This window comes from Pedobacter petrophilus (assembly GCF_009674725.1).
Taxonomy (GTDB): Bacteria; Bacteroidota; Bacteroidia; order Sphingobacteriales; family Sphingobacteriaceae; genus Pedobacter; species Pedobacter petrophilus.
The window spans coordinates 1-21,040 of sequence record NZ_WKKH01000001.1; the positions used below are offsets into that span (position 1 = coordinate 1).

The following is a 21,040-nucleotide window of genomic DNA, read 5'->3' on the forward strand; positions in this document are numbered from 1 at the left end:
TTCTGCTTTTTTCAAGCAACAACTCTGGGGGTCAATTTAAAATTGGCGAAAGGGGGTCAAATTTATTGGTATATGCAGACTGAGGATAATATTTGTCTAAAATTTACCATAAGCAGAGTTTACATACCCACAACTTTGCACGACTAAATAATTTAAATTAATGGTTATTAAAACCGAAGAAGAGTTACAAGGCATGAAAAAAGTGAGTGAAGCGGTTGCGCTAACTTTACTTAAGATGAGGGAATATACTCAAATAGGAATGTCTACAAAACAGCTGGATGAATACGGAAGACAGCTGCTAGAGGCGCTTGGTGCAAAATCTGCTCCATTCGAAACTTATAGTTTTCCGGGTTATAGCTGTATTAGCGTTAATGAAGAGTTCGCCCATGGTGTTCCATCTGATAAAATTATTCTAAAAAATGGGGATATCATTAATATTGATGTATCTGCAGAGTTAAATGGCTTTTGGTCTGATAATGGATGTTCATTTATTGTAGGTGAAGATGTCCAGGGATTACAACATTTGGTAGATACTTCAAAAGAAATATTACTTGCAGCTATTTCCCAAATTAGTGGAGGAGTAAAAATTTCTGACATTGGAAAACTGATTGAGACCAAAGCAAAACAGGCAGGTTATACTGTTATCCGAGATTTAGGTGGCCATGGGATAGGGAGGAGTTTACATGAGCAGCCTGATGCGATAATGAATTATTACGACCGTTGTGATAACAGGCGATTCAGGAAAGATTCTGTTGTGGCCATCGAAACATTTATTTCTACCAAGTCTACAAATATTCAAACGGAATCAGATGGTTGGACTTTTACAGGAAGTAATGGAGGATTTGTTGCTCAACATGAACATACCATATTGATTACATCAAACAAACCAATAATTCTTACTGCCTCGAATAAGATATAATTCGTTCTACTGTTGCATTTCGGTAAAAACTTACTAGTGTTCATTCGTTATTTACTAGTTAAATTTTTCCGCCCTTCTTTAAACCATCTAAGATTATACTTGAATAATTAGTATCACCTACTATAGGCAAATCTATTGTGCAAATACTGAAATCCTTATTCCACTTAACTAAAGGTTGCCCAGATTTATTTAGTGTATTGATTGTAATAGCAATTTTATTCGCAATAGGTCTCCATCCTGACGAGACCCCAACGCCTCTTTCAGGGTTCAGGAATTCTCCTATAGTAGTTAAAGTTGTCATGCTCAGTTCGTAGCTATTATCTGTTAGTTTAACACCCTGCGCATTTAATGTGATATGCAGTTTGCCCGAGATTTTGGAGATTTCTTTAGCACATGCAGCTTTTTGTTCAGCGGTGGTATTTACGGATGTTTTTTCTGCCGAATTTAATATATTGGTGCCGTATACCTTATCAAAATACTTACCTAGATATGAACTTAAATAAGAAAAAGTTGAAATGTCAAAAGAGCGCTTATCAGACATAATCCTGGTGAACATCTCTGATGGCCCATTAAGAGTGACACTTTCTTCTATAATTTTAGCTCTTGACCAATTATATTTCTGTTCAAGGGTTTGAACAATATCGGCAGTTGTTTGCGCCTTTGTACAGAAAGTGGTGGCCATACAAAAAATAGCACAAAAGAAAAGGAGTCTCATTTTTTTTATTTTTAATAGATGATGATTTAATAAATTGTATGAAACCTGAATTTATGAATTCAATTCAATTAATTACAATTCCGGTTTTAAGCTCAATTATCTTTTATAAGCGATTATTGGCTCATAAAATTCCATTTAAACATACTCATTTTTTCTTAAATTCAAATTAAGAATCGTATTTATAAGTTAACAACAGTTTGCCAATTGATAATTACCATATTAATCGATAAATATTAGGTTGAAATCAGCTGAGCGAATATGAACAGAACTTGTTCCACTTCTTTACGTTTTCGGTGAGTTTGAACATTATATTGTTATTATTGGATTTGTATCAAGGCTTATTCAAATTGAAAAATATTTATTCTTCGTTTTATGAGACTAATAACATTCATTGAAAGTCTTTAGTGTTATTAAAAAATCTACCATTTTTTGATAATGACCTGGGCAGGTATTTCAGTGAATAACATAATAATACTTTTAACTCAACGCTTTTATTTGTTCTTTTAGAAGATATTCAAAAGTAAATTTCGGCTGATAGCTAAGCATTTGCATAGCTTTATCTGAACGGTATACCCGATCAATACTTTCGGGAAGCGTCCAGTGATTACGTTCATATAATTCAATTACCTCTGGGTAATATTTAGCTATTACACATGCTGCATCGTGCTTTAGCTCAATAAGATCTTCTTTTTGAAATGGTGACCCACTTGAAATATTAAATATTTCGAATTGCTCGAAATTATGTTCCAACGCTAATCTTAATGCATCGGCTCCGTCTTGCTCATCAAGACCGCGATAAAGCCGATGGTTTAGCTTTAAGTTATCTGGTTCAGGAAGAAAACGGCCGACCCTAAATACGGTTACATCTAGTTTCTCCTTTTCAAAGAATTCCCGACATAGTTCCTCGCATGATTGCTTGGTGATATCATAAATATCACGCGGTTGTATAGGTAGCTCTTCATTTACCCAAACGGCTTCGTTATCATCAACTAGAGACTTACCGTAAATGGATGTGGTGCTTGTAAACAGAAATTTGCCTATACCATTGGCTACACATGCATTCAGAAGGTTCAATGTACCTTTTATATTGGTATCGACAAACTCTTCCCTGGAATAGTTTAAGTCCATATGTCTGCCGTGTAATGCAGCAGTGTGTATAACTGCATCGAAGTTTTGGATAATCTCTAATATTTTGCCTTTATCTTTTACATCAGCAATTAAATTAGTAGTTGAACTACCTGATATGTCTAGGCCGGTCACCATATAACCAAAATCGGCTAAATGCTTTACTGTAACGCTACCTAATTTTCCAGACGAACCTGTAACTAGAACTCTCATATATTTACAAATATACGAATAAGCACTTCAAGCCTGTAGATGATCATATTATCAGAATTCCCTGATTTGTTGAGATCGTTTTTGCCTTTGTCATAATTTCCGTTTAAATAAAACTACGGCTGAAAAAAAAATACAGTAACGAATCACACCTTCGTTTTTTGATACAGGTCGCTGTTTGTTTGTTTGTGGAAATTTAATCACTTATTTATTAAAACAAGATACTATAGCATCTAAATACATTGTGGTCTGGAATCAGCAAAATATTCGTTTTGTAAGATGTTTCAATTTAGAATTGTAATATAATGCGAAGTGGTGTAGCTCGTTGTTGTTTATTTTAAGTTTTTTTATCGCAGTTAAATTTACCAGTAGAAAGGGCGAATATGGTATTAAAACATTATCGTAAAATTAGATTTGTCGCATGATGATAAACTATTGGTTATAACTGACGGTATCGTCAGTTCGATAATTCTTAAATTTAATCCATCATCTACGGCTATGAAACCGCATTGACATACTTGCAGGTCATATTGGCTATGGCTAGTTAGTGTATTTCCGCAATTATTGCACATTGCCTGATTTGCTTTAAGATTTACCATTACTACCTGGATTTTTTATTGTATCAAATATATGGTACGTATGCATTTTATGCAATCTCTAAAAACCTTTTTTTAGCATAATTGTAACTTTAAGGACATTCATTGCTAAATAAAAAATTAGCGGTTGGAATATTATAAGTAAAACCGCTAAGGTTTTATCAATAATCTCAAATCTTCGTTTTTTGAGGCTAATAATATCTAATGAAAGTCCTTAATCTTATTAAAAAATCTGCATTTTATTGATAAAAACAATTATAGCCAGTTGCAAATTTTATCGCTGGTATTACTTTTTGCTAAATGAGAATACTAATCGCAAGTAGAAATTATAGTCTACATTTTTAATTATTATGTCGACAATAATCTACATTCGTTCATCCATACAAACTATATTAAACTTATGTCCATCCGGATCGGAAAATACACAAACATAAAAACCGTTTTCATCGATTTTAGGACCCATATTAAGGGTTCCTCTAGACGACTTTACCAGTTCAGCCCATTGATCAACTTCTTCATTACTCTTAGCTGCCATTGAAAAGATCACTTCATTACCATCTCTGGTTGAGTTGACATTGCCATTCATACTAGAGGCAAGGCGATCAGACTTAAAAAAATTAATTACGAACTGATTATCTCCAAACTTGAAACTAGCGAGGTTTTCGACTTCATCATATCCATTGCTTTTAAATCCTAATTGCTCATAAAAAGATTTTGTTCTTTTTAGATCTTCAACAGCTAGGTTACCCCATATCATTGACGTTTGCATGATGAATTTGTTTAAGGATGTTTATTATATAATTAATAACGTTAATATGACCCAGACCCTATACGTTATCAATAACATATGAAGTCATGCGAATAATCTTATCATTTGAAAAATGATAGATATCACAAGATGATCCTTGATAAGGACTTCCATTAGGTCTTTCTCCAGTACTGGTACACTCTACGGATGCCATTTCTCCATCGATGATTATTGTTCCGAATTTGAAATACATTCTTTCGGGCATATCCTCTCCAGCATCCATGTTTTTAATCTCATCTTTACCCCTCAATGTGGTATGCCCAGTTGATGAGCTATACATTTCCCATATGATGTCGTCCGAAAGGAATTCTATAAATTCCTCCATTTTGTTTTCTTCGAAGATCTTGTTGACCTTAGCGATAAGTGCTCTTGTAGTAGTCATATAAAATAAACAAATTGAAATAAGAAATGTTTTTTCAATAGCCTTTGTATTAGGTGTTTAATTAAAATAATATATTGTGCCTGACTTCTTAATACTTGTAATTTTCGTCTTTCATACTTACGCCTATTTAGTAAATTAAAAGAATAATATTATCTTGCTATCGCTTTACAGGTCTAGGCTTCCTATTTATTTATGCCCATGAGTTGTAATAATTAATGACGACATATGAGATGTTATATCACTATATTTTTGGTATTGGGCATTTTTGCTGAAGGATTTGGGCAGAAGGTGGAGATTCTTCTTATTGGAGCTTCTCATGATTACAGCAAATCTCAGGACCAAAATTTTTCAAATATTCATCAAAGAATACGGGCATTTAAGCCAAGCGCTTTTTTCGGAGAGTTTGTTAGTCCACAAGATGAAGCAACCCTGATGGATTATTGGTGTAAAGCTGATAATCTCAAAAGATTGAAAAAATTACGTTCTACCAGGCATATTCCATTAGACAAGATTAATAGGGTTATCGATAGTCTAAAGGTAATTTCAGAACGAAACAATGATAATTTCTATCTTAAATCAGATCTTGCTCATGCCTATTACCTGGCTCAGGATGCCGCCAATGGCCATTATTTATATTGGCAGGTATATGACCATTTAAATAAGTCAGCAGATAGTAAGCTGGAGAAATACGTTGACAGTTTACTTTGTCCAAAGCAAGATGTTTCCGGAAGGAGTATGAAAAGACTTGCTAGTTCAGAGTATGCTTTTATAGCATTTCCTATGATGAAAGAGTTTGGGATAACGAGACTGTTGTCGATGGATTGCCAGGATTATGATTTGAATTGGATGGCCTCTGCAATAGCTTTCCATGATAAATTTGAAGCATTTCGAAAAGATACGCTGACAATCGGTTATAACGCTATAGCTAATCTATTAGATAGAAGAGATAAAGGTTTTAAGAAATACCAGGAGATCGAAAGGTCTTCGGATGTATTTACAGAATGGTTAAACACTGATGAGGCCGCAGATATATTAGCATCTGGGGATTTTTATTTTAATGAACTTTATAATTTTAAAAACTTTCCAAAAGAAGAGATATTATCTCAAATTCATTGGTGAAAAAAGCGGAATGAAGGAATGTGTATGAATATTGTGAGTAGAGCTAATGAAATTCATGCTAAACGTGTAGTTGTCATGGTGGGAGCCAACCATAGAAAGTTTATGCAAGAAATATTCCAAACAATACCGAATATTGAGGTACTAACACTATAATGCCTCAATGAGTAAAAAGTCATCATTTAACAGATGTAGTATCAAATCTCTCTGATTTTTATAGATAGTTTTTTCTTTGTTGATTTGGTGCTTGGGCAATTATAGGTTAAATAAAGATATTCATTATGGGATAATACCTTCGTTTTTTGAGACATGGAACTGGTAATAAATTGCTGTTTTCAAGGGTCAATAAAATTTGGATGGCATAACCTCTACTCTTCCATTTATAAAAATTGAAACATCAATGCCCCCATGTAATTGAATACGTTCGCCTTCTCGATGTGGCGTTTTCTTTTTTGATTTTCCATCTATGCTTGGAGCTTGCATCAACTTGACTTTATATAAGAACGGCTCAATAATCCGTTGGAAATGTTTTTTACTCCTGTTTGAAAATTTTTTATCTACAAAGCTTTCGATTTCTCCTTTAAGCAAAATGATTTTGCTATCCACGTAACTATAAAAAAGTGGAAATTGGGAGTCGTTTTTAAGCTCGTCGAAATTAACATAATTTTTATTGATGTGATATCTCTTGATAATATCGTTTGCAGAATTTCTTATCTTCGATATCGTTATGTATCCAACAACTTTAAACCCTTTTTCTTTTACAATTTCTGATTGGATAAACTTTTTAATTTCCTGAATTAAGATAGAGTCTTTTAAATCAACTCTTTGAATTTGTAACTGTGATGTAGCACCATTAGGATTTTGGCCAAAAACTGCTAAATTCAATTGTAAAAAAAATGCGAATAGATAGACAACCTTCTTGTGAAGCTTTTTCATAATTATGATAGAGTTAATTATAAAGAACATACAGTTCGTTTGTTGAGACATTATCCTATTAGGAAAAATCTCAAGTCTATTAAAATTGCAGTTTGTGATTTTTAGTTTGGCTAATATTCTCCTCGTTTACTCCATTCATATTTATCCTTAGAGGCAAGATTGCGCTTTGAAAGATCGGATAGCATTCCTTTTATATGGGATTTGTCAAGCCATCGACCGTCTACAAAGACACCAAAGATACTTCGTGTATTTTTTATGCTTTCGAGCGGATTCCCATCAAGCAAAACCAGGTCTGCGAACTTCCCCGATTCAACAGTTCCAATTTTGCTCTCTATACCAAGCCAGGTCGCTGGTTGCCTCGTTGCTGAAACTAATGCTTCTTCCGTAGTTAGTCCTGCTTTGACCAAAAGTTCCAATTCGTCATGAAGCGAAAATCCCGCAATCACACCAGAGCTTCCTGCGTCTGTACCGGCTACTATAGGAACGCCTGTTTCCTTGAAAGCTTTCACCAATTGATTGTTAAATTCTACAATTTTTTCGAGACGAATTACACGCTCTGAACTTGTCCCAATATTATACTTGTTCGCAGTTAACCACTTATTTTGGAGAAGTGGGTGTACGTATTGCAAACTCACCAGATTACGAATACTATCGAGGGTTCGGGTTTGTTCGGCAATCTTTGATATCACTATTAAAGTTGGTGAAAGCCAAGTCCCATTTTGTTTGGCAAGCTTCGCAAAACGCTGGGCATCATGGTAGCTGAAATCTTCACTTTGCTTAGCATATTCTTCAGCATGTGCAACCATGCCAAAATAGGGTACAAAAGCTTCTTCTATTTTATTTTTAAATTCGTTAGGAATATGACCGATGACTTTCATTCCTTGCATATGAGCTTCATCAACTATTGCTTTGTAAGTTTTTGTATTAAGGCTTGAATAAACCTTGATGAACTCATATCCTTCTGCTTTTGCAAATCGAACAGATTGACGTCCATCTGAAGGCGTATTTGCTGTACCAACCTCATTTCCTCCATTTATCATCGCGGCCAGCGCCATACGTGGGCCTATCACGTCTCCTCTTATGATTTCATTTCGTTGCCCGAAATTTCCAACAACACTATTTAGCGAAAAGATTGTCGTTACACCGTTAGCAATAAAGGGCGTCATGACATCTTGTGTGCTAGTGAAAATTGCAGCAGCTCGTGTCGGATACGTGTTATTAAAGGTGCCATCAGTTGGTACATGAACATGCATGTCTACAAGCCCTGGAATTAGCCATTTCCCTTTACCATTGATTACATGGGCATCATTTGGAATATGCCCATTGATTGAAACAATTATTCTATTTTCAATTATTACTGTAGCATTTAGCAACACCTCACCTCTGTTAACCATGGGTATGACATTCACATTTTTTATAACAAATTTCTTTTGAGGATATTTTTTAAGCCCTGCATTTAGTGATGTGCAACCATTAACGATTATGAGAAAGGGTAGTAACAGAAAATAACGAAGTAAATGTTTGTATTGCATATTTCTATTTAATTTATGTATTAGAAGCATTTTTGCTGGAAACTTCTAAAATTGTATTGTTACAATTACACGAATTTTTTACCTATCAACACGTCTACTACGTTTTCAGGTAATTCAAGGACCTTTTAACAACTTGTTTAGCATTAGGGATTTAAGTTTAAAGGTAGGTAAAATATAAAGGTCAGCATTTTCACCCCTAATACCATTCTTAAAATAAACATTAAGATCTTCATTTCATTTATTTTTTAAATTTCTTCGTTTTCTAAGACATTTGTCTATCTGTCTTAACTAGCGCCTACAAACTTACAGCTAAAGAAAAATATACATTAGGGGATGGATGACTTCCTGAATTCAAAATATCGGAGGTGATGGATAAACCTGGATAAATTGACCCCCGCCTCACCCGCAATAGCTTTGTTGTAAGTTTTTGATTGGCTTTATATTGTAAAATTGGCGAGCACGGGTCAAATGTACTGATGTGTCCAAGCACGGTGAACAAGTTGCTCAAACAAAAGAATCTTTCAATGGTTTAGATTGCAAATACCATAATCAAACCCATGAAAAAGCTGTACCAATCCCAGATTTTCCTATTCGCTTTTGTCGTCATGACTATGCTCTTTATCGCTCCGAGTTTTGCACAGTCGCAAACCGCCATGAATATCAAGGCCTATTCGGACTTTAAAAAGGCAGATGCGGAACTAAATGTCGTATACCAAAAGATCCTGAAAAGCTATTCCAGGGAAACAACTTTCATTAAAAAATTCAGGAATGCACAGCGGCTCTGGATCCAACTTCGTGATGCAGAACTGGCCGCAAAATACCCTGACAGCGGAACCTATGGTTCGGTAGCTCCCATGTGCGAATCGATATACCTAGAAACGCTGACTAAAGACCGGATAAAATTTTTAAATATATGGGTTACCGGAATCGAAGAAGGTGAAGTTTGCTTGGGCTCGGTTAGGATGAAATCATAGCACATTCTGATCTTTCAATGATGCATTAATTAATCATATAAATTCCCTATACTTTTACCCAATAACAATGACTTTTTATCAGCTCCTAAAACGATTCTTTAGTCTAATCTTACTGATAAGTATATTCATTTGCTGTAAGAAAAAGGAAGATCAACCCCGACCTGAAACAGATGTGCCGCCGGTAGTTACAGGTAAGTTATACGGATCGTCTTTTACGGCAAAAGTTATACTGGAGCGCTATACAAAATTTGGTATGAACAACTACCGCCCCGAAGACTTGTTCAGTATATACATAGCAGGAGATGGATCCAAAGCATGTAGTTCACCATTGAGTGATTTTTCGATACGCCTGACGGTGCCTAAAAAGATAGGTACTTTTTCGGGCAATGATACCTATATCCTAGTTAATGACCCGGGCGATCCAAGCGGACAGAATGGTTCATTATTCTCTTCAGAACAAACCATTATCATCATCAGTTCTATCACAGGGGATAAGGTGATCGGCCAAGTTAATGTGAAATGGCCGGAACAGAATATTGATTTTAAAGGGCACTTCGAAGCTTACTACTGCAAATAAGATGAGAGATGTTTTCTAGCACATTAATGTAAATATTATCCATTTTTACTTTGCGCAATCTGGCTTAAATGTATCTCCATTAAAATCGCCTGTAAAATATCGTGTGGCTGAACCGCCTTGGCTCACCCGGGTTAATGTTCACTAAAAGAACCCAGTGATTTTCACCATTATGTTGATGCAGAAATAAGTCAGGACATTCACAAATGCCACCATGGGCACCCAGCTTTTTACCAAACTCACTCTTCTTGATCCATTTTTTTAAATCGGGAGAGGAATAGAATGTAATCCGGTCTTTCGTAGCTAAGTTGAAATTGAATTACTAGAACGTTCGTTTTTTGAGACAAAGTATTCATAATGAAAATCTATTGGCCTATCAAGTTCGACTGTCTATTGATATGCTTTGATATAGGGAGATGGCTTTTCAAATTAAGCTAGCTTTTTCCTCAACCATTTACGAACGGGCTCGTCATACCATTTCAATGATATATAAGCCAAAATAATACCGCCTATTAAAATAAGTAATGCATAAGGCCAGGCTTGTCCCATGGTTATTCCTTTATTATTGCTGATCCAGGCAACGTAAAAGTATACCAACGGATAATGTACCATGTAGAGCGGATAGGATATTTTACCTAAAAATTTGCATATCCTATTTTCTTTTTGAGATTGCATCACGCCACTGGCGCCAAGATAAACGATAAGTGGAAATACGATGATAATGCAAACAGCGTCGTATATGCCGTTCAGCCATAAATATTCAGCACCGCCGATTCGCGGCATGTAAAGTATAATAGCTACTAAAAGGCTGCACCATGTGAAGGCATTCTTAATTTGAGTCGGCTTTGCAATGCGTGACAATAACAGGCCAGCAAAGAACGGGTACATGGTACGGGTAAATCCAATCCGTACCTGCTCTACATTTAGCGTCCACCCACCACTAACGTCGCCGTTGGTGACTGCCAGATGTACAAGTGCAATAGAAGCTATACCTACCAATATACTCAAGGCCAAAGTAGAAAATTTCCTAATCCAGACTGCATATAAAATGTTCGCAATGTATTCGAAGAATAACGACCAGCCCACGCTATTAAGCGGGTGCATCTCTTGCCAGCCACGGATATCAAGGGATAACGGTACTGGCAGAATTGTATAACCTATCAACGTGACCAGCAGCACCTTCCACACGGGAACGGTATGAATCAGTGGCCATAAGTTAGAATCTGTAAAATAGAATCCAATAGCTCCAAGGGTCATACCCAGCACTACCATTGGTTGAAGACGTTCAATACGGCGTTTGAAAAAAGTTCCTACCGTTGTTTTTTGCCAGCGATCATCATATGCATAACCAATCACAAAGCCTGATAACAGGAAGAAAAAATCAACAGCCAAATAACCGTGATTGACTAATTTATCCAAATTACCTGTTGAAAATGGCTCTGCAATATGAAATGTTACAACAATGATGGCGGCAATACCGCGAAGGCCATCCAGTATTGGGTAGTGTGGCTTTGAGGACAACTCATTAGTTAATTGAGATTTCATGTACGGCTATAAAAATTGCAATTTGTTGAAAAAAGCCTACATTCCATCATCCGATTGAATAATAATTCTAATTTGGCAACGCTCGAAATATTTCCTGTTGTATTGGATTATAATTATTCTCTGGTTTTTCTAGATCTTTTTTCTCTTTTTCGTAATGAGCATTTCATTAAAATTCAAACCCAAAGAAACATAGTTGCGCATCATACCTTCGTTTTGTGAGACAAACTCAATGTACACTTAGCTATATATTTTTATTAGATTGGAATTCTACATTATCTATATATTCTGTAAACTCCTAAAATGCTTGCGGTAAAAATAAAGGCTATCAATCGTTCTGGTTCAAATAGAATGTTTTTTTAGGCCAGTTACGTGCAAATATGAAGTCAGATTTCACGTGACTACAAGTTCCCATCAAAGTATAAGTCGAAATTTTGACTTGCAATAAAATACTAATCATACTGATAGTTCTTTCGCTCTTGCTTATGATAATCTTGTGAAGACTTTCAGGAATATCATAACAGATGTTGAAATAGATATTACTAGAAAAAAAAATAGTGGAATGTTAAAAATGACGTCGTTTAAATAGAAGAATATGCCTGATAAAACTACATGATTGAAAAAAATTAACAAAGAAGTAAACCTTAGCTGAATGTTAGGATTGAAAATGTATGTTGTTTCGTTTCGGAGCATTGTTATACCTGCATAAATACCAAAGTTGCTTATAACCCTTTTGTGTGATATTTGATCTGATCTAGCCTTCAATCTTAAATTAACATGTATTAAAATAAATCCTTTAATCTAATTAGACTAACTAAATAGTTGATTAGTATATTCTTGGAAAAGAATAGTAATTTCCGATGCTCAGCCACAAATTTTCTCTTTAAAAAATCATATGACTCTACAAATCCATCTATGGAAAATTTATTTATCCATGCTTGAAATTAGTTTTACCATCATCTGAATTATTCTTTCTTTATCCAGGGGGATAACATTATTAACAATTGTATAACCTTCTATAAATGGAATAAGCAAACTTACAATAACCTCAGGCTCCTTAGAAAACTTAGAAATCAGATCTATTAACCAAGTACAGTAGTTTTTATAATACGTTTCTACTGCCCGTTCAAGCTCTTCATTCCTTGCAGATAAGGTCCATATTTCTTGAAACATTAATACCTGGTCATTGGATTTACCTTCTAACAATAGCATGTTCAACAATTTCCGTAAAAAAACTTCTGTTGACGGCATGCGCTCGGCTGTTAAAAGGGCTATAGCCTGTGTGACTTCCTCCTGACAGCTTTCGAAATAATACTTTACCGTGGCGATCAATAACAGGTCTTTATCTTTATAATAATACTGGAGATTACTTAAAGACAAATTTGCATTCTTGGCTACCTTCCGCATAGAAAGTTTTTCAGCTCCTTCTTCACTAAGTATCGTAATGGTTGCCTTTAAAATATGATTTAGTCGCTCCTCTTTCTTGTCCATCTTAATAAAAGTAAAATTAAAACAATTAAATGACTTAACCTAGGTCAAATGACCTATATTTGTATAGGTCATTTGACCTAATTAAATTTAGACATATTATTATGGAATTACAGGAAAAGCGTATTTTAATTGTTGGCGGATATGGCCTGGTGGGAAGTCACATTGCACGCCTGATCAGGGAAAAGTACAATGCAATTGAACTTATTCTAGCTGGCAGAAATCCTAAAAATGGCGAAGGATTAGCAAAAGAATTAAATCATGCAGAAACCGCCCACCTTGATTTGAATGAAGGTTTCAATTTAAGTGATTATGGAAAAATTGATCTTATCATAACTGCAATGGAGGATCACAGAAATATTTTAAGAGAAACCGCCATTTTAAACGGGATTGCGAATATTACGGTTTCTGAAGTTGCTGATGAAATTTCCCCAACAGCATTTCTTGGCCTGCATAAGTCAATTTCAGCCCCAATTGTATTTGCAGGTCATTGGCAGGGAGGAATATTGACCCTGATTACAAAACAACTTGCAAATAAATTCAGTCACATTACACGGATAGAAACAGCTGGATTGTACGACGAGCGAGACCCTATAGGACCACTGGTAGCAAATGAGGTAAATGCATTTATTGGACAGGCATTACTTCGTGAGGCAGGTAAATGGCAGCTTGTTGACTCAAAAGAAAATGCAAGGGAAATCTATTTATACGATCAGACACCAGCAACGGGTTATCCTATGGGTACTCTTGATGTTCCCAGCATTGCTGCTTTCACCAGTGCTGCAAATGTTCGGTTTGATTTTGTCAAAGGAAAATCTATCGGAAGCAGTCAAGGTTTAGAAGCCTCCCATGATTTGTACATTGATATCGAAGGTGTTTTGTTATCTGGTCAGCCAAAAAAATTACGCTCGATAGTGTCTGGACCAAAAGGAAATTCTCATCTAACTGCTGTTGGTGTATTTTTAATAACTGAAGCCATATTCGGCCTTAACGGTCAACCTGATCCACAACAAGGAGGTTTATACCTTCCAGAAACAATTGTATCTACAGACAATATTATAAGCCGTTTGAGGGCGTTTGGAATTACTATTATTGAAGATGCTGGCTAAGATCAAACGCTATTGATGACCGTAATCACATAAATTTTAGTGAGTTATCTTAATAATTTAAAATTAAGTGAAGCGATTTTTAAGCCACCTCAACAGCAAAACTTTGGCATAATTTCAAAAAATGTATCTTTTAAGAATAAAAAACAAAGGCTATGTGCATAGTGAGGCCCTTATATGGTGATGGAGCATAGATCATAAGCTTTCCATTACAATTATTATAAATGTTACCCGTACCTATTAAAAACAACATTATGAATATTGAGACATCGTTCGGTTTTATAGCACTATTTATGGCAAGTTATAGTAACAAGAACCAAAATAAGTTCTGCCTTGACAAGTGTCGGGAATACAGTGAACACGATGGTTAGCGGTAAATTTATTAAACCTAAAATAGCCGATTCAGTGTTTGAAAAAGAGCAGTGGACTTTTTTGTAAAAAAAAAACAAGTAGATAAAAAAAAATTAATAATATTATGATTGAAAACAACAAAGAAATTTTAAAAAAAGCAAACGCGGCTATCACAGGTGGAGATTACGAAGTGTTTCTTTCTTTTTGTTCGGAGAATACGATATGGACATTTATCGGGGACCAAACTTTGCAAGGGAAAGAAGCTGTTCGCCAATATATGGCGAAAACCTACGTGGAGCCACCAAAGTTCAAAGTCGACAACCTAATTGGTGAAGGTGATTTTGTTACCGCAGTCGGAAAAATCAGCTTGAAGGATAGTGATGGAAAAATAACCAATTATTTATATTGTGATGTTTGGAGATTTAGTGAAGGTAAGATGGCCGAATTAAAAGCCTTTATCATAGAAACAAAATAAAGATTAAATACTTGCCTGTTCAGTTTATGGTTAAATCAAAATTTTATGTTAAGAACTGCTAATGAACTCTGTCTAAAGTTTGATTTGACCATAAATTCAGTTATTCCTCGAATTCAATTTTGATAGGCGTAACAGGCCGGGCATCACAGGTAAGAATGTAGCCCAGATTACGGTCGCTATCAGTAAGGCATTAGGTTCGCTCATGTTTATCTGGCCAGCAACTACTTTAACCCGGCATTTACCACAATTGCTCATACCACAAGAAAATGGTACGGATAACTTTGAATTTAGGCTGGCTAGGAGCAACATTTGACGTACCGCTACTGTGGTTTCTTTGAAGATTCACCTTTTTTAATAATAGTCAATACCTGAGAAATCTGTGGTTGTATTTCCCCGCTTATCGCCGGTGGGCTAACCTGCCCAAATCGTTTCGGTATTGATCCTGTCAATGCTAATCTCCAAACTCGATAAGGCAGCTGTCACACCATCCATCATATGCTCAGAGCCGCATACGTAGAAATGTGCGTTTTAGGAAGGGGCCAGAGTCTCAAGCTCACGCCGGGTAGATGACTCGTCCAGCATGCCGATACCTCCTGTCCAACCAGTATGAGGTGCCGATAGCATATGTTTGACCACAAGGTGGTCAGGAAAGGTGTCGCAAAGATCCACCCAACCTTGGGTAAAGATTACGTCTTCCCACCTCCTGTTACCATATAGTACGGTTATTGTAGTGTCTGCTCAGTTGCTAACACTATTTGAGCAATTCTCATCATAGGAGTGACGCCTCTTCCGCTTGCTATTAATATAAACACTTTGCTTGCTGCAGGTTCTGGTACAACATAGAAAGTCCCGGATTGGCCACGTAGTGCTAAATTATCGCCTGGCTTTAAGTGCTGATTGGGCCTACGTTCGTATTATATTAAGTTATTGCAATCTTTCTTTGAGTTACAAGACAATTTGGAAGATAATATCAAGATTAAGTATGAAGATGTTGATCAAATTCCAATGATATGCCGTCTGCTTGTTGAGGAAAACATCGATATTTTACAAATATTCATTCAAACTATTTAATCTTGTAGGGAGTTGACAAGACTAAGTTAATCAAATCTTTATAGCAAAAATCTGGAGATGAAAGTTAAATATTCCAGTTAAACAGTATTAAAATAAGGTTCTTTTTGGAAAAGTTTGGTTAATGACTTCGAATGACAATATTATACTATTACTTAATTCACTTATTAACAAGAGTTTAACAATCTTTAACAATGGACTTTTTAAGCTTTTAACGAAAAGTCTGACAGTTTAATTTTCTAGAAGATAAAAAGTAATGGTTAATAAACTGCTTTCCGTTTGCAAAAGAGGATGTTTTTTCTTAATTTTAAAATAGAAATTAAGGGTGAAAAGTCTGACAAAAGTCTGCCAATTACCCCCTAAAAATAGCGAAATGAGAAAAGTAAAACCCCTCTCAGAGTATCAAAAAGGCATCTACGGAGAAATATTAGGCGAATTTTTCAATCCGATATTCTCCACATTAAAATTAACTTACTGAAAAGCAGTCATTTGGCTGCTTTTTGGTTTGATGACTCTGACAAATTCTGCCACTAAATGCCCCGGGAACTCAGATTTACCCGTCCGGCAAGGCGAAAAAATCAAAATCTTCTAAAGAAAACCCAGAAAACTTTAGGTATTCCGATCATCAGTCACAAGAAAAAAATCCCTTCTAAGCTTGTTTTGTCTTCATGGAAATTCCTATATACCATAACCAGGTTCCTGCGGGAGCTATCCATATTTTGTGGGACCATATCTTCTTGCGTGAATGAACAAATTGAACAAACGGTTTATAAGCCATAACAGCATCTTTATGCAGAAATTAGTCTAAATTATATCATAACATGCATGAAGATTATCTACGCATATTTTTACAGCAGAATAGTTTGTATAATTATCGCCTGTACACTATTCTCCGCAACTGCTGACGCCCAGAACGTACAGCCCGGAGTGAAGGCCAACGGAAGCGGAAATAGTAACATCATTACCGCTGTGCCTTTTCTGCTGATTACGCCCGATGCAAGGGCGGGGGCCATGGGCGATGCAGGAGTGGCCGTCCAGCCTGATGCAAATGCCATGAGTATCAATCCTTCCAAGCTTGCTTTTCTGGAACCCGATTTAGGTGTAGCTGTGTCTTACAGTCCCTGGTTAAGGAGTCTGGTACCTAATGTGCATCTGGGTTACATCAGCGGTTATTATAAGCCAAATCGTAACAGTGCCGTTGGAATGTCTTTAAGATACCTGAGTTACGGAGCCATTGAAATTAACGATGTGAATTTCCAGCAACTGGGTACTTCTAATCCAAATGAAATGGCAGTAGATTTCACTTACGCGAAGAGATATGGTGATCATTTTTCGCTAGGCACTGCAGTGCGGTATATTTACTCCAACCTGCTCTCAGGCCAGTTTGTTGCTGGCCAGCAAACAAAACCAGGGCAGGCTTTGGCTGCAGATGTTTCCGCCTATTACAAAACGCCTACTGTACTATTCGGAAGAGACGCAATTGTTTCAGGCGGAATAGATATTTCTAACATAGGAACCAAAATGAGCTACGCAGCAGAAAGTGCAAGTTATTTTCTGCCTGCAAATCTTAAAATCGGCGCTGCCGCCACATTCCTAATGGATGATGATAACCAACTGACCTTCGCGCTGGACATCAATAAACTGCTGGTTCCTACACAACCTGTCTATGATCGTAATAACGTAATCATTGCAGGCAAAGATCCAAACCGATCCGTACCTGCAAGTATTTTCAGCTCTTTCAATGATGCACCGGGGGGCGCTAGCGAAGAACTCAAAGAACTAAGTTATGCTACAGGTATAGAATATGCATACCGCCGTAAGTTTGCCCTGAGGGCAGGTTATTTCTACGAAAATCCTGAGAAAGGCAACCGCCGTTACGCTACCGCAGGAGTGGGTTTAACTTATGAATCTTTTCAGCTAAACTTCGCCTATGTGATTGCTGCGGTACAGAAAAACCCACTTGCCAATACACTGCGCTTCTCGCTGCATTATAACTTTGGACAATAAATCCTGGGCATGCCTAAACTAAGAGCATGCAGGTAGAATGGTCACAAAGGCGGCTAAGGTTTATTCGGAGTTCTGCCTGGTAGCAGAAAAGCATCAGGGAATCCACGGTATTTCACACTTTTGATTACTCTTCTGGCCGCTGCAGCATCATTTAGGCCAGTTACATAGACATTGTAATAATACCGTTTACCCGTTTTTTCGATAAAAGCATCATAACCAAATCTTGATAGAAGGAAGTCCCGGGAGGCAGATGCATTTACAATCTTGAAATGTGCAATCTGTACAGTGAAACCATATCTGAGATGGAGTGGAACACCGGTTACGGCATCACTATTTCTCGTGCTTTCATTTTGGGGTACAAATATATCAGGGACCTTTGCATATTTCTTACTGTTCTTTTCTGCGCTATGCTGGATGTCCGACTTATTCTTTACAACTATTTCACGAGATTCAAGATTTTTCGCTCCCGCATTTTCATGAAGATATCTTTGATGAGCCGGGCTTTCAGCAGCACTTGTATCTGCTTTTTTAGGTTGCCTGTTAATTAATGTAAATGCCAGACCGTCGGTTACGCTACCGTCTAAACTCATTTTGATTTTAAAATCTACATAACCCGGTTCTGCCTTAAGGTTTAATTTCTCCAGTTGTGCACTGTCAATTACCGCCCTATAATCGCCTGGCGGAAGACCGAGGTAACTGAAATAGCCGTCAGATTCCGTAATGGTACTGGCCATCTTTTTGCCCTTTTGGTATATTTGCAGAATAATACGTCCGATACCTTTTTCACCAGTACCATCTTTTATATTCACATTTCCTCCGGCCTCACCCATCACGCTTACTGGTACTTCCACAATCTTCATGATGTTTGGATCAACGGCGATGCTATAAACTTTCTTCTTCAGCTGCCAGGCAACATTTTCAAATCCGGAAGGGTCTAGTTCTAACAGGTAATTTACGTAAGGTTCCAGTTGTGTGATCTGCATGGCAGTATCTTTCACACTTTGTACGATATTCCCTCCGCGGTTGTTCAGTACTTTTAAGCCAATCGCCCGGGGCTCATTGTTATCTTTCCGCCCGTTGAAATTCAGATCAAGAAATGGAACTACGCTGATCCCGCCTTTCCCTACATTGGTACGGTTATCAAACTTCCTATAGTTTGCAGCAGCATCTGTAAATAAACTGCCGCTGGCAAATTGCAGAAAATTACTGCCCGTATTGCCCGTTCGTATGGAAGCCCCCGTTTGGGCAATTTGGAAATCATAACGCAGGCCTATCTCAAAGTTTCTGATGTTGCTCTGTAGATTGCTCTCATAAGAAAGTTTGAGGTAACCATTGTTAAATACCCTGCGTTCAAGTTCCTCTTTAAAACCAATAATTTTACGTGCCCTGTATTCGTACAACACATGTTGGGTAAACAGGTAGCTTTTGAAAAGGCGGGCGGAAAGGGATCCATTACTATAAATATAGGGAGCGTTACCTTCACTGAACAATCCAAAGGTATTTACATTTCCATTGAGGTTCCAGACATTGCCGGATACGAGCCACTCTGCCGTAGCATACTTTAACCCAGGCAGCATCATCTGACTTACAGTTAATCTGCTAAAGGCTGAAAAACTTTTGCCCCTGAAAGGGATAGATACAATGGCTTTCCTTTCTTCAGTAAAAGTATTATTAACGGCAGTTTGTCCGCGCTTGTACCAGGTGTCATACAGCTCAATCTGCAGTCCGGATGCAAGTCTGTAGGTAAGTAAAGCCCTGGTTCTTACATCATAAGCATATTCTGCAGAGATCAATAGGTTGGGCAGCAACCTGGCCGAAGTGTTAATAAACGGAATTACACTACCTGAGCTAACGGATGATAAATATTCTGTTCCTGCACCAGCAGTGAGAAAGCTGGTTACGCCATAATTGGCACTTAGCCTGGAAAATCTACTGCCTGCACCATCTTCCACAAAGCCGGCAGTGGCGGTATATTCAAACTCATTTTTAGGAAGAAAGTTAAAAGGTACGTTCATGCTTTGCTCTACGGTACGTTCCTCTCCCGCCGGGCCATAGAAACGCAGCTTAACGAGCGAGCTGCCATAAATAAGGGGAACCTCAAAACTGTAAAAGCCTGAGGCATCTGCACGCACATAGTTGACAAGTACATTGTTGATGTACAACTCTACTACCCAGTTAGGCTGGGTAGTATTGCTGATTGTATAAGTGCCGAATGAACGCCTTAGTGTAGTAGGTGCATTTGTTACCTGTACACCTACAACCGGCGCGAAAATGGAAGAGATGGACTGTTTTGCAATTTTTCCTGCGGTGATCTGCCGTACAATTGTATTGTCATTATTGGCAAGCCGCCACTGGTAATACTGGTTCCTTTCTATTAGTGGCTCTGTAGAGTGGTAATTGATCGCCACATCAGTTTCCCCACCTGCAATCAGACCACCTAAACGAAGACTGGCCCGGGTATCTGACCCAAGCCTGCTGTCCTGTGCGCTGATGACCGACCAGTCAGCTGTCCCGAAATGGAAAGCCGGATAGGTTCTGCTGATTGTTGTATCGGCTTTAGCTTCCCCTTTTAGCTGGTTGATATTGTTACGCATCTCCGACAACCGCATTTCCCGCAAAGCTGGCAATTCAATATCGGTACTGATTGTTACCGACAAATTGCGGAAGCTGAAAGTAGCCTCCAGTCCAAAGATACTGCCGAAGTATTGCGAGCGCAAATAGAGAGTAGCAGGTGTCTTGATCAGATCTCCCGGTCGGAGCAGATATGTCTTTTCTTTATAAATGATCTGGTTGCCTTTCCGGTTGATTAGAAAGGGAGCACTACTATTGATAAAGTAACCCTTTAGGGAATCCCTATCGGCGGAAGCGCGGTTTGTAATTTTTAGAAAATCGAAAATTTCACTTATTGGTAAATAAGCCGTATCGTTACGGATCAGTGAGGATATTTCAGTATTGCCCACCCGTTGCACATTCAAATAAACAGAAACTTCTTCTGCCTCTGTTTTTTCCTGTGCATGTAAAGGCAGGTGCCAAAATAGAAAAAGCAGCAGAACCGACAACTTTATTGAAATTGCAAGCAGTTTATAAAATGTGCCTTTGTTTTCTGGCATATAGAT

19 protein-coding genes are annotated in these 21,040 nt (G+C 37.3%); 7 read left to right on the forward strand and 12 right to left on the reverse strand.

Annotated elements, in window-relative coordinates:
* The first annotated feature begins 160 nt into the window (after positions 1-160).
* A complete protein-coding gene (gene map / locus GJU39_RS00005) occupies positions 161-919 on the forward strand; it encodes a type I methionyl aminopeptidase (protein WP_154278605.1) in 759 nt (252 codons plus the stop codon).
* A gap of 58 nt (positions 920-977) precedes the next feature.
* Here map and GJU39_RS00010 read toward each other — a convergent pair whose 3' ends face one another.
* From GJU39_RS00010 to GJU39_RS00025, 5 genes are all read right to left on the reverse strand, one after another.
* A complete protein-coding gene (locus GJU39_RS00010) occupies positions 978-1,634 on the reverse strand; it encodes a hypothetical protein (RefSeq protein ID WP_154278606.1) in 657 nt (218 codons plus the stop codon).
* A gap of 477 nt (positions 1,635-2,111) precedes the next feature.
* Positions 2,112-2,972: an NAD-dependent epimerase/dehydratase family protein gene (locus GJU39_RS00015; protein WP_154278607.1), complete on the reverse strand. Its 861-nt coding sequence runs from the start codon at positions 2,970-2,972 to the stop codon at positions 2,112-2,114.
* 386 nt (positions 2,973-3,358) lie between these two features.
* Positions 3,359-3,568 carry a DUF7695 domain-containing protein gene (locus GJU39_RS24415; protein WP_449301883.1) on the reverse strand — a complete coding sequence of 70 codons (210 nt, stop codon included), beginning with the start codon at positions 3,566-3,568 and terminating at the stop codon, positions 3,359-3,361.
* A 361-nt stretch (positions 3,569-3,929) separates the two neighbouring features.
* Complete coding sequence (locus tag GJU39_RS00020; RefSeq protein ID WP_154278609.1) at positions 3,930-4,334, reverse strand: VOC family protein; 405 nt, start codon at positions 4,332-4,334, stop codon at positions 3,930-3,932.
* 58 nt (positions 4,335-4,392) lie between these two features.
* On the reverse strand, positions 4,393-4,755 hold the full coding sequence (locus GJU39_RS00025) for a nuclear transport factor 2 family protein (protein ID WP_154278610.1): 363 nt from the start codon (positions 4,753-4,755) through the stop codon (positions 4,393-4,395).
* 255 nt (positions 4,756-5,010) lie between these two features.
* Between GJU39_RS00025 and GJU39_RS00030 the strand changes: the two genes are divergently transcribed.
* On the forward strand, positions 5,011-5,874 hold the full coding sequence (locus GJU39_RS00030) for a hypothetical protein (RefSeq protein ID WP_154278612.1): 864 nt from the start codon (positions 5,011-5,013) through the stop codon (positions 5,872-5,874).
* Between the two features lie 339 nt (positions 5,875-6,213).
* Here GJU39_RS00030 and GJU39_RS00035 read toward each other — a convergent pair whose 3' ends face one another.
* Positions 6,214-6,807, reverse strand: coding sequence for a hypothetical protein (locus GJU39_RS00035; RefSeq protein ID WP_154278614.1), 594 nt, complete (start codon positions 6,805-6,807; stop codon positions 6,214-6,216).
* A gap of 110 nt (positions 6,808-6,917) precedes the next feature.
* Complete coding sequence (locus GJU39_RS00040; RefSeq protein ID WP_154278615.1) at positions 6,918-8,339, reverse strand: amidohydrolase family protein; 1,422 nt, start codon at positions 8,337-8,339, stop codon at positions 6,918-6,920.
* 557 nt (positions 8,340-8,896) lie between these two features.
* Here GJU39_RS00040 and GJU39_RS00045 point away from each other — a divergent pair.
* Positions 8,897-9,313: a lysozyme inhibitor LprI family protein gene (locus GJU39_RS00045; RefSeq protein ID WP_209437567.1), complete on the forward strand. Its 417-nt coding sequence runs from the start codon at positions 8,897-8,899 to the stop codon at positions 9,311-9,313.
* Between the two features lie 67 nt (positions 9,314-9,380).
* Positions 9,381-9,890, forward strand: coding sequence for a hypothetical protein (locus GJU39_RS00050; protein WP_154278617.1), 510 nt, complete (start codon positions 9,381-9,383; stop codon positions 9,888-9,890).
* A gap of 79 nt (positions 9,891-9,969) precedes the next feature.
* On the opposite strand, the gene GJU39_RS00055 is transcribed toward GJU39_RS00050, so the two are convergent.
* The 3 genes from GJU39_RS00055 to GJU39_RS00065 form a co-directional block, all read right to left on the reverse strand.
* The gene (locus tag GJU39_RS00055) at positions 9,970-10,176 is read right to left on the reverse strand and encodes a hypothetical protein (RefSeq protein ID WP_342448161.1); all 207 of its coding nucleotides are present in this window, start codon (positions 10,174-10,176) and stop codon (positions 9,970-9,972) included.
* 140 nt (positions 10,177-10,316) lie between these two features.
* Positions 10,317-11,432 (reverse strand): acyltransferase family protein, encoded by a 1,116-nt coding sequence (locus tag GJU39_RS00060; RefSeq protein WP_154278619.1) that lies wholly within the window; start codon positions 11,430-11,432, stop codon positions 10,317-10,319.
* A gap of 921 nt (positions 11,433-12,353) precedes the next feature.
* The gene (locus GJU39_RS00065; RefSeq protein WP_154278621.1) at positions 12,354-12,920 is read right to left on the reverse strand and encodes a TetR/AcrR family transcriptional regulator; all 567 of its coding nucleotides are present in this window, start codon (positions 12,918-12,920) and stop codon (positions 12,354-12,356) included.
* 101 nt (positions 12,921-13,021) lie between these two features.
* Between GJU39_RS00065 and GJU39_RS00070 the strand changes: the two genes are divergently transcribed.
* The gene (locus tag GJU39_RS00070) at positions 13,022-14,026 is read left to right on the forward strand and encodes a hypothetical protein (RefSeq protein WP_154278622.1); all 1,005 of its coding nucleotides are present in this window, start codon (positions 13,022-13,024) and stop codon (positions 14,024-14,026) included.
* Between the two features lie 472 nt (positions 14,027-14,498).
* Positions 14,499-14,849 (forward strand): nuclear transport factor 2 family protein, encoded by a 351-nt coding sequence (locus tag GJU39_RS00075; protein WP_154278624.1) that lies wholly within the window; start codon positions 14,499-14,501, stop codon positions 14,847-14,849.
* Between the two features lie 96 nt (positions 14,850-14,945).
* Here the strand turns inward: GJU39_RS00075 and GJU39_RS24245 are convergent, their stop codons facing one another.
* Complete coding sequence (locus GJU39_RS24245; RefSeq protein ID WP_378981204.1) at positions 14,946-15,191, reverse strand: 2Fe-2S iron-sulfur cluster binding domain-containing protein; 246 nt, start codon at positions 15,189-15,191, stop codon at positions 14,946-14,948.
* Positions 15,192-16,742: 1,551 nt separating this feature from the next.
* Here GJU39_RS24245 and porV point away from each other — a divergent pair.
* Complete coding sequence (gene porV / locus GJU39_RS00090) at positions 16,743-17,924, forward strand: type IX secretion system outer membrane channel protein PorV (RefSeq protein ID WP_154278627.1); 1,182 nt, start codon at positions 16,743-16,745, stop codon at positions 17,922-17,924.
* 53 nt (positions 17,925-17,977) lie between these two features.
* On the opposite strand, the gene GJU39_RS00095 is transcribed toward porV, so the two are convergent.
* The gene (locus GJU39_RS00095) at positions 17,978-21,034 is read right to left on the reverse strand and encodes an SPOR domain-containing protein (RefSeq protein ID WP_154278629.1); all 3,057 of its coding nucleotides are present in this window, start codon (positions 21,032-21,034) and stop codon (positions 17,978-17,980) included.
* Between the last annotated feature and the right edge of the window lie 6 nt (positions 21,035-21,040).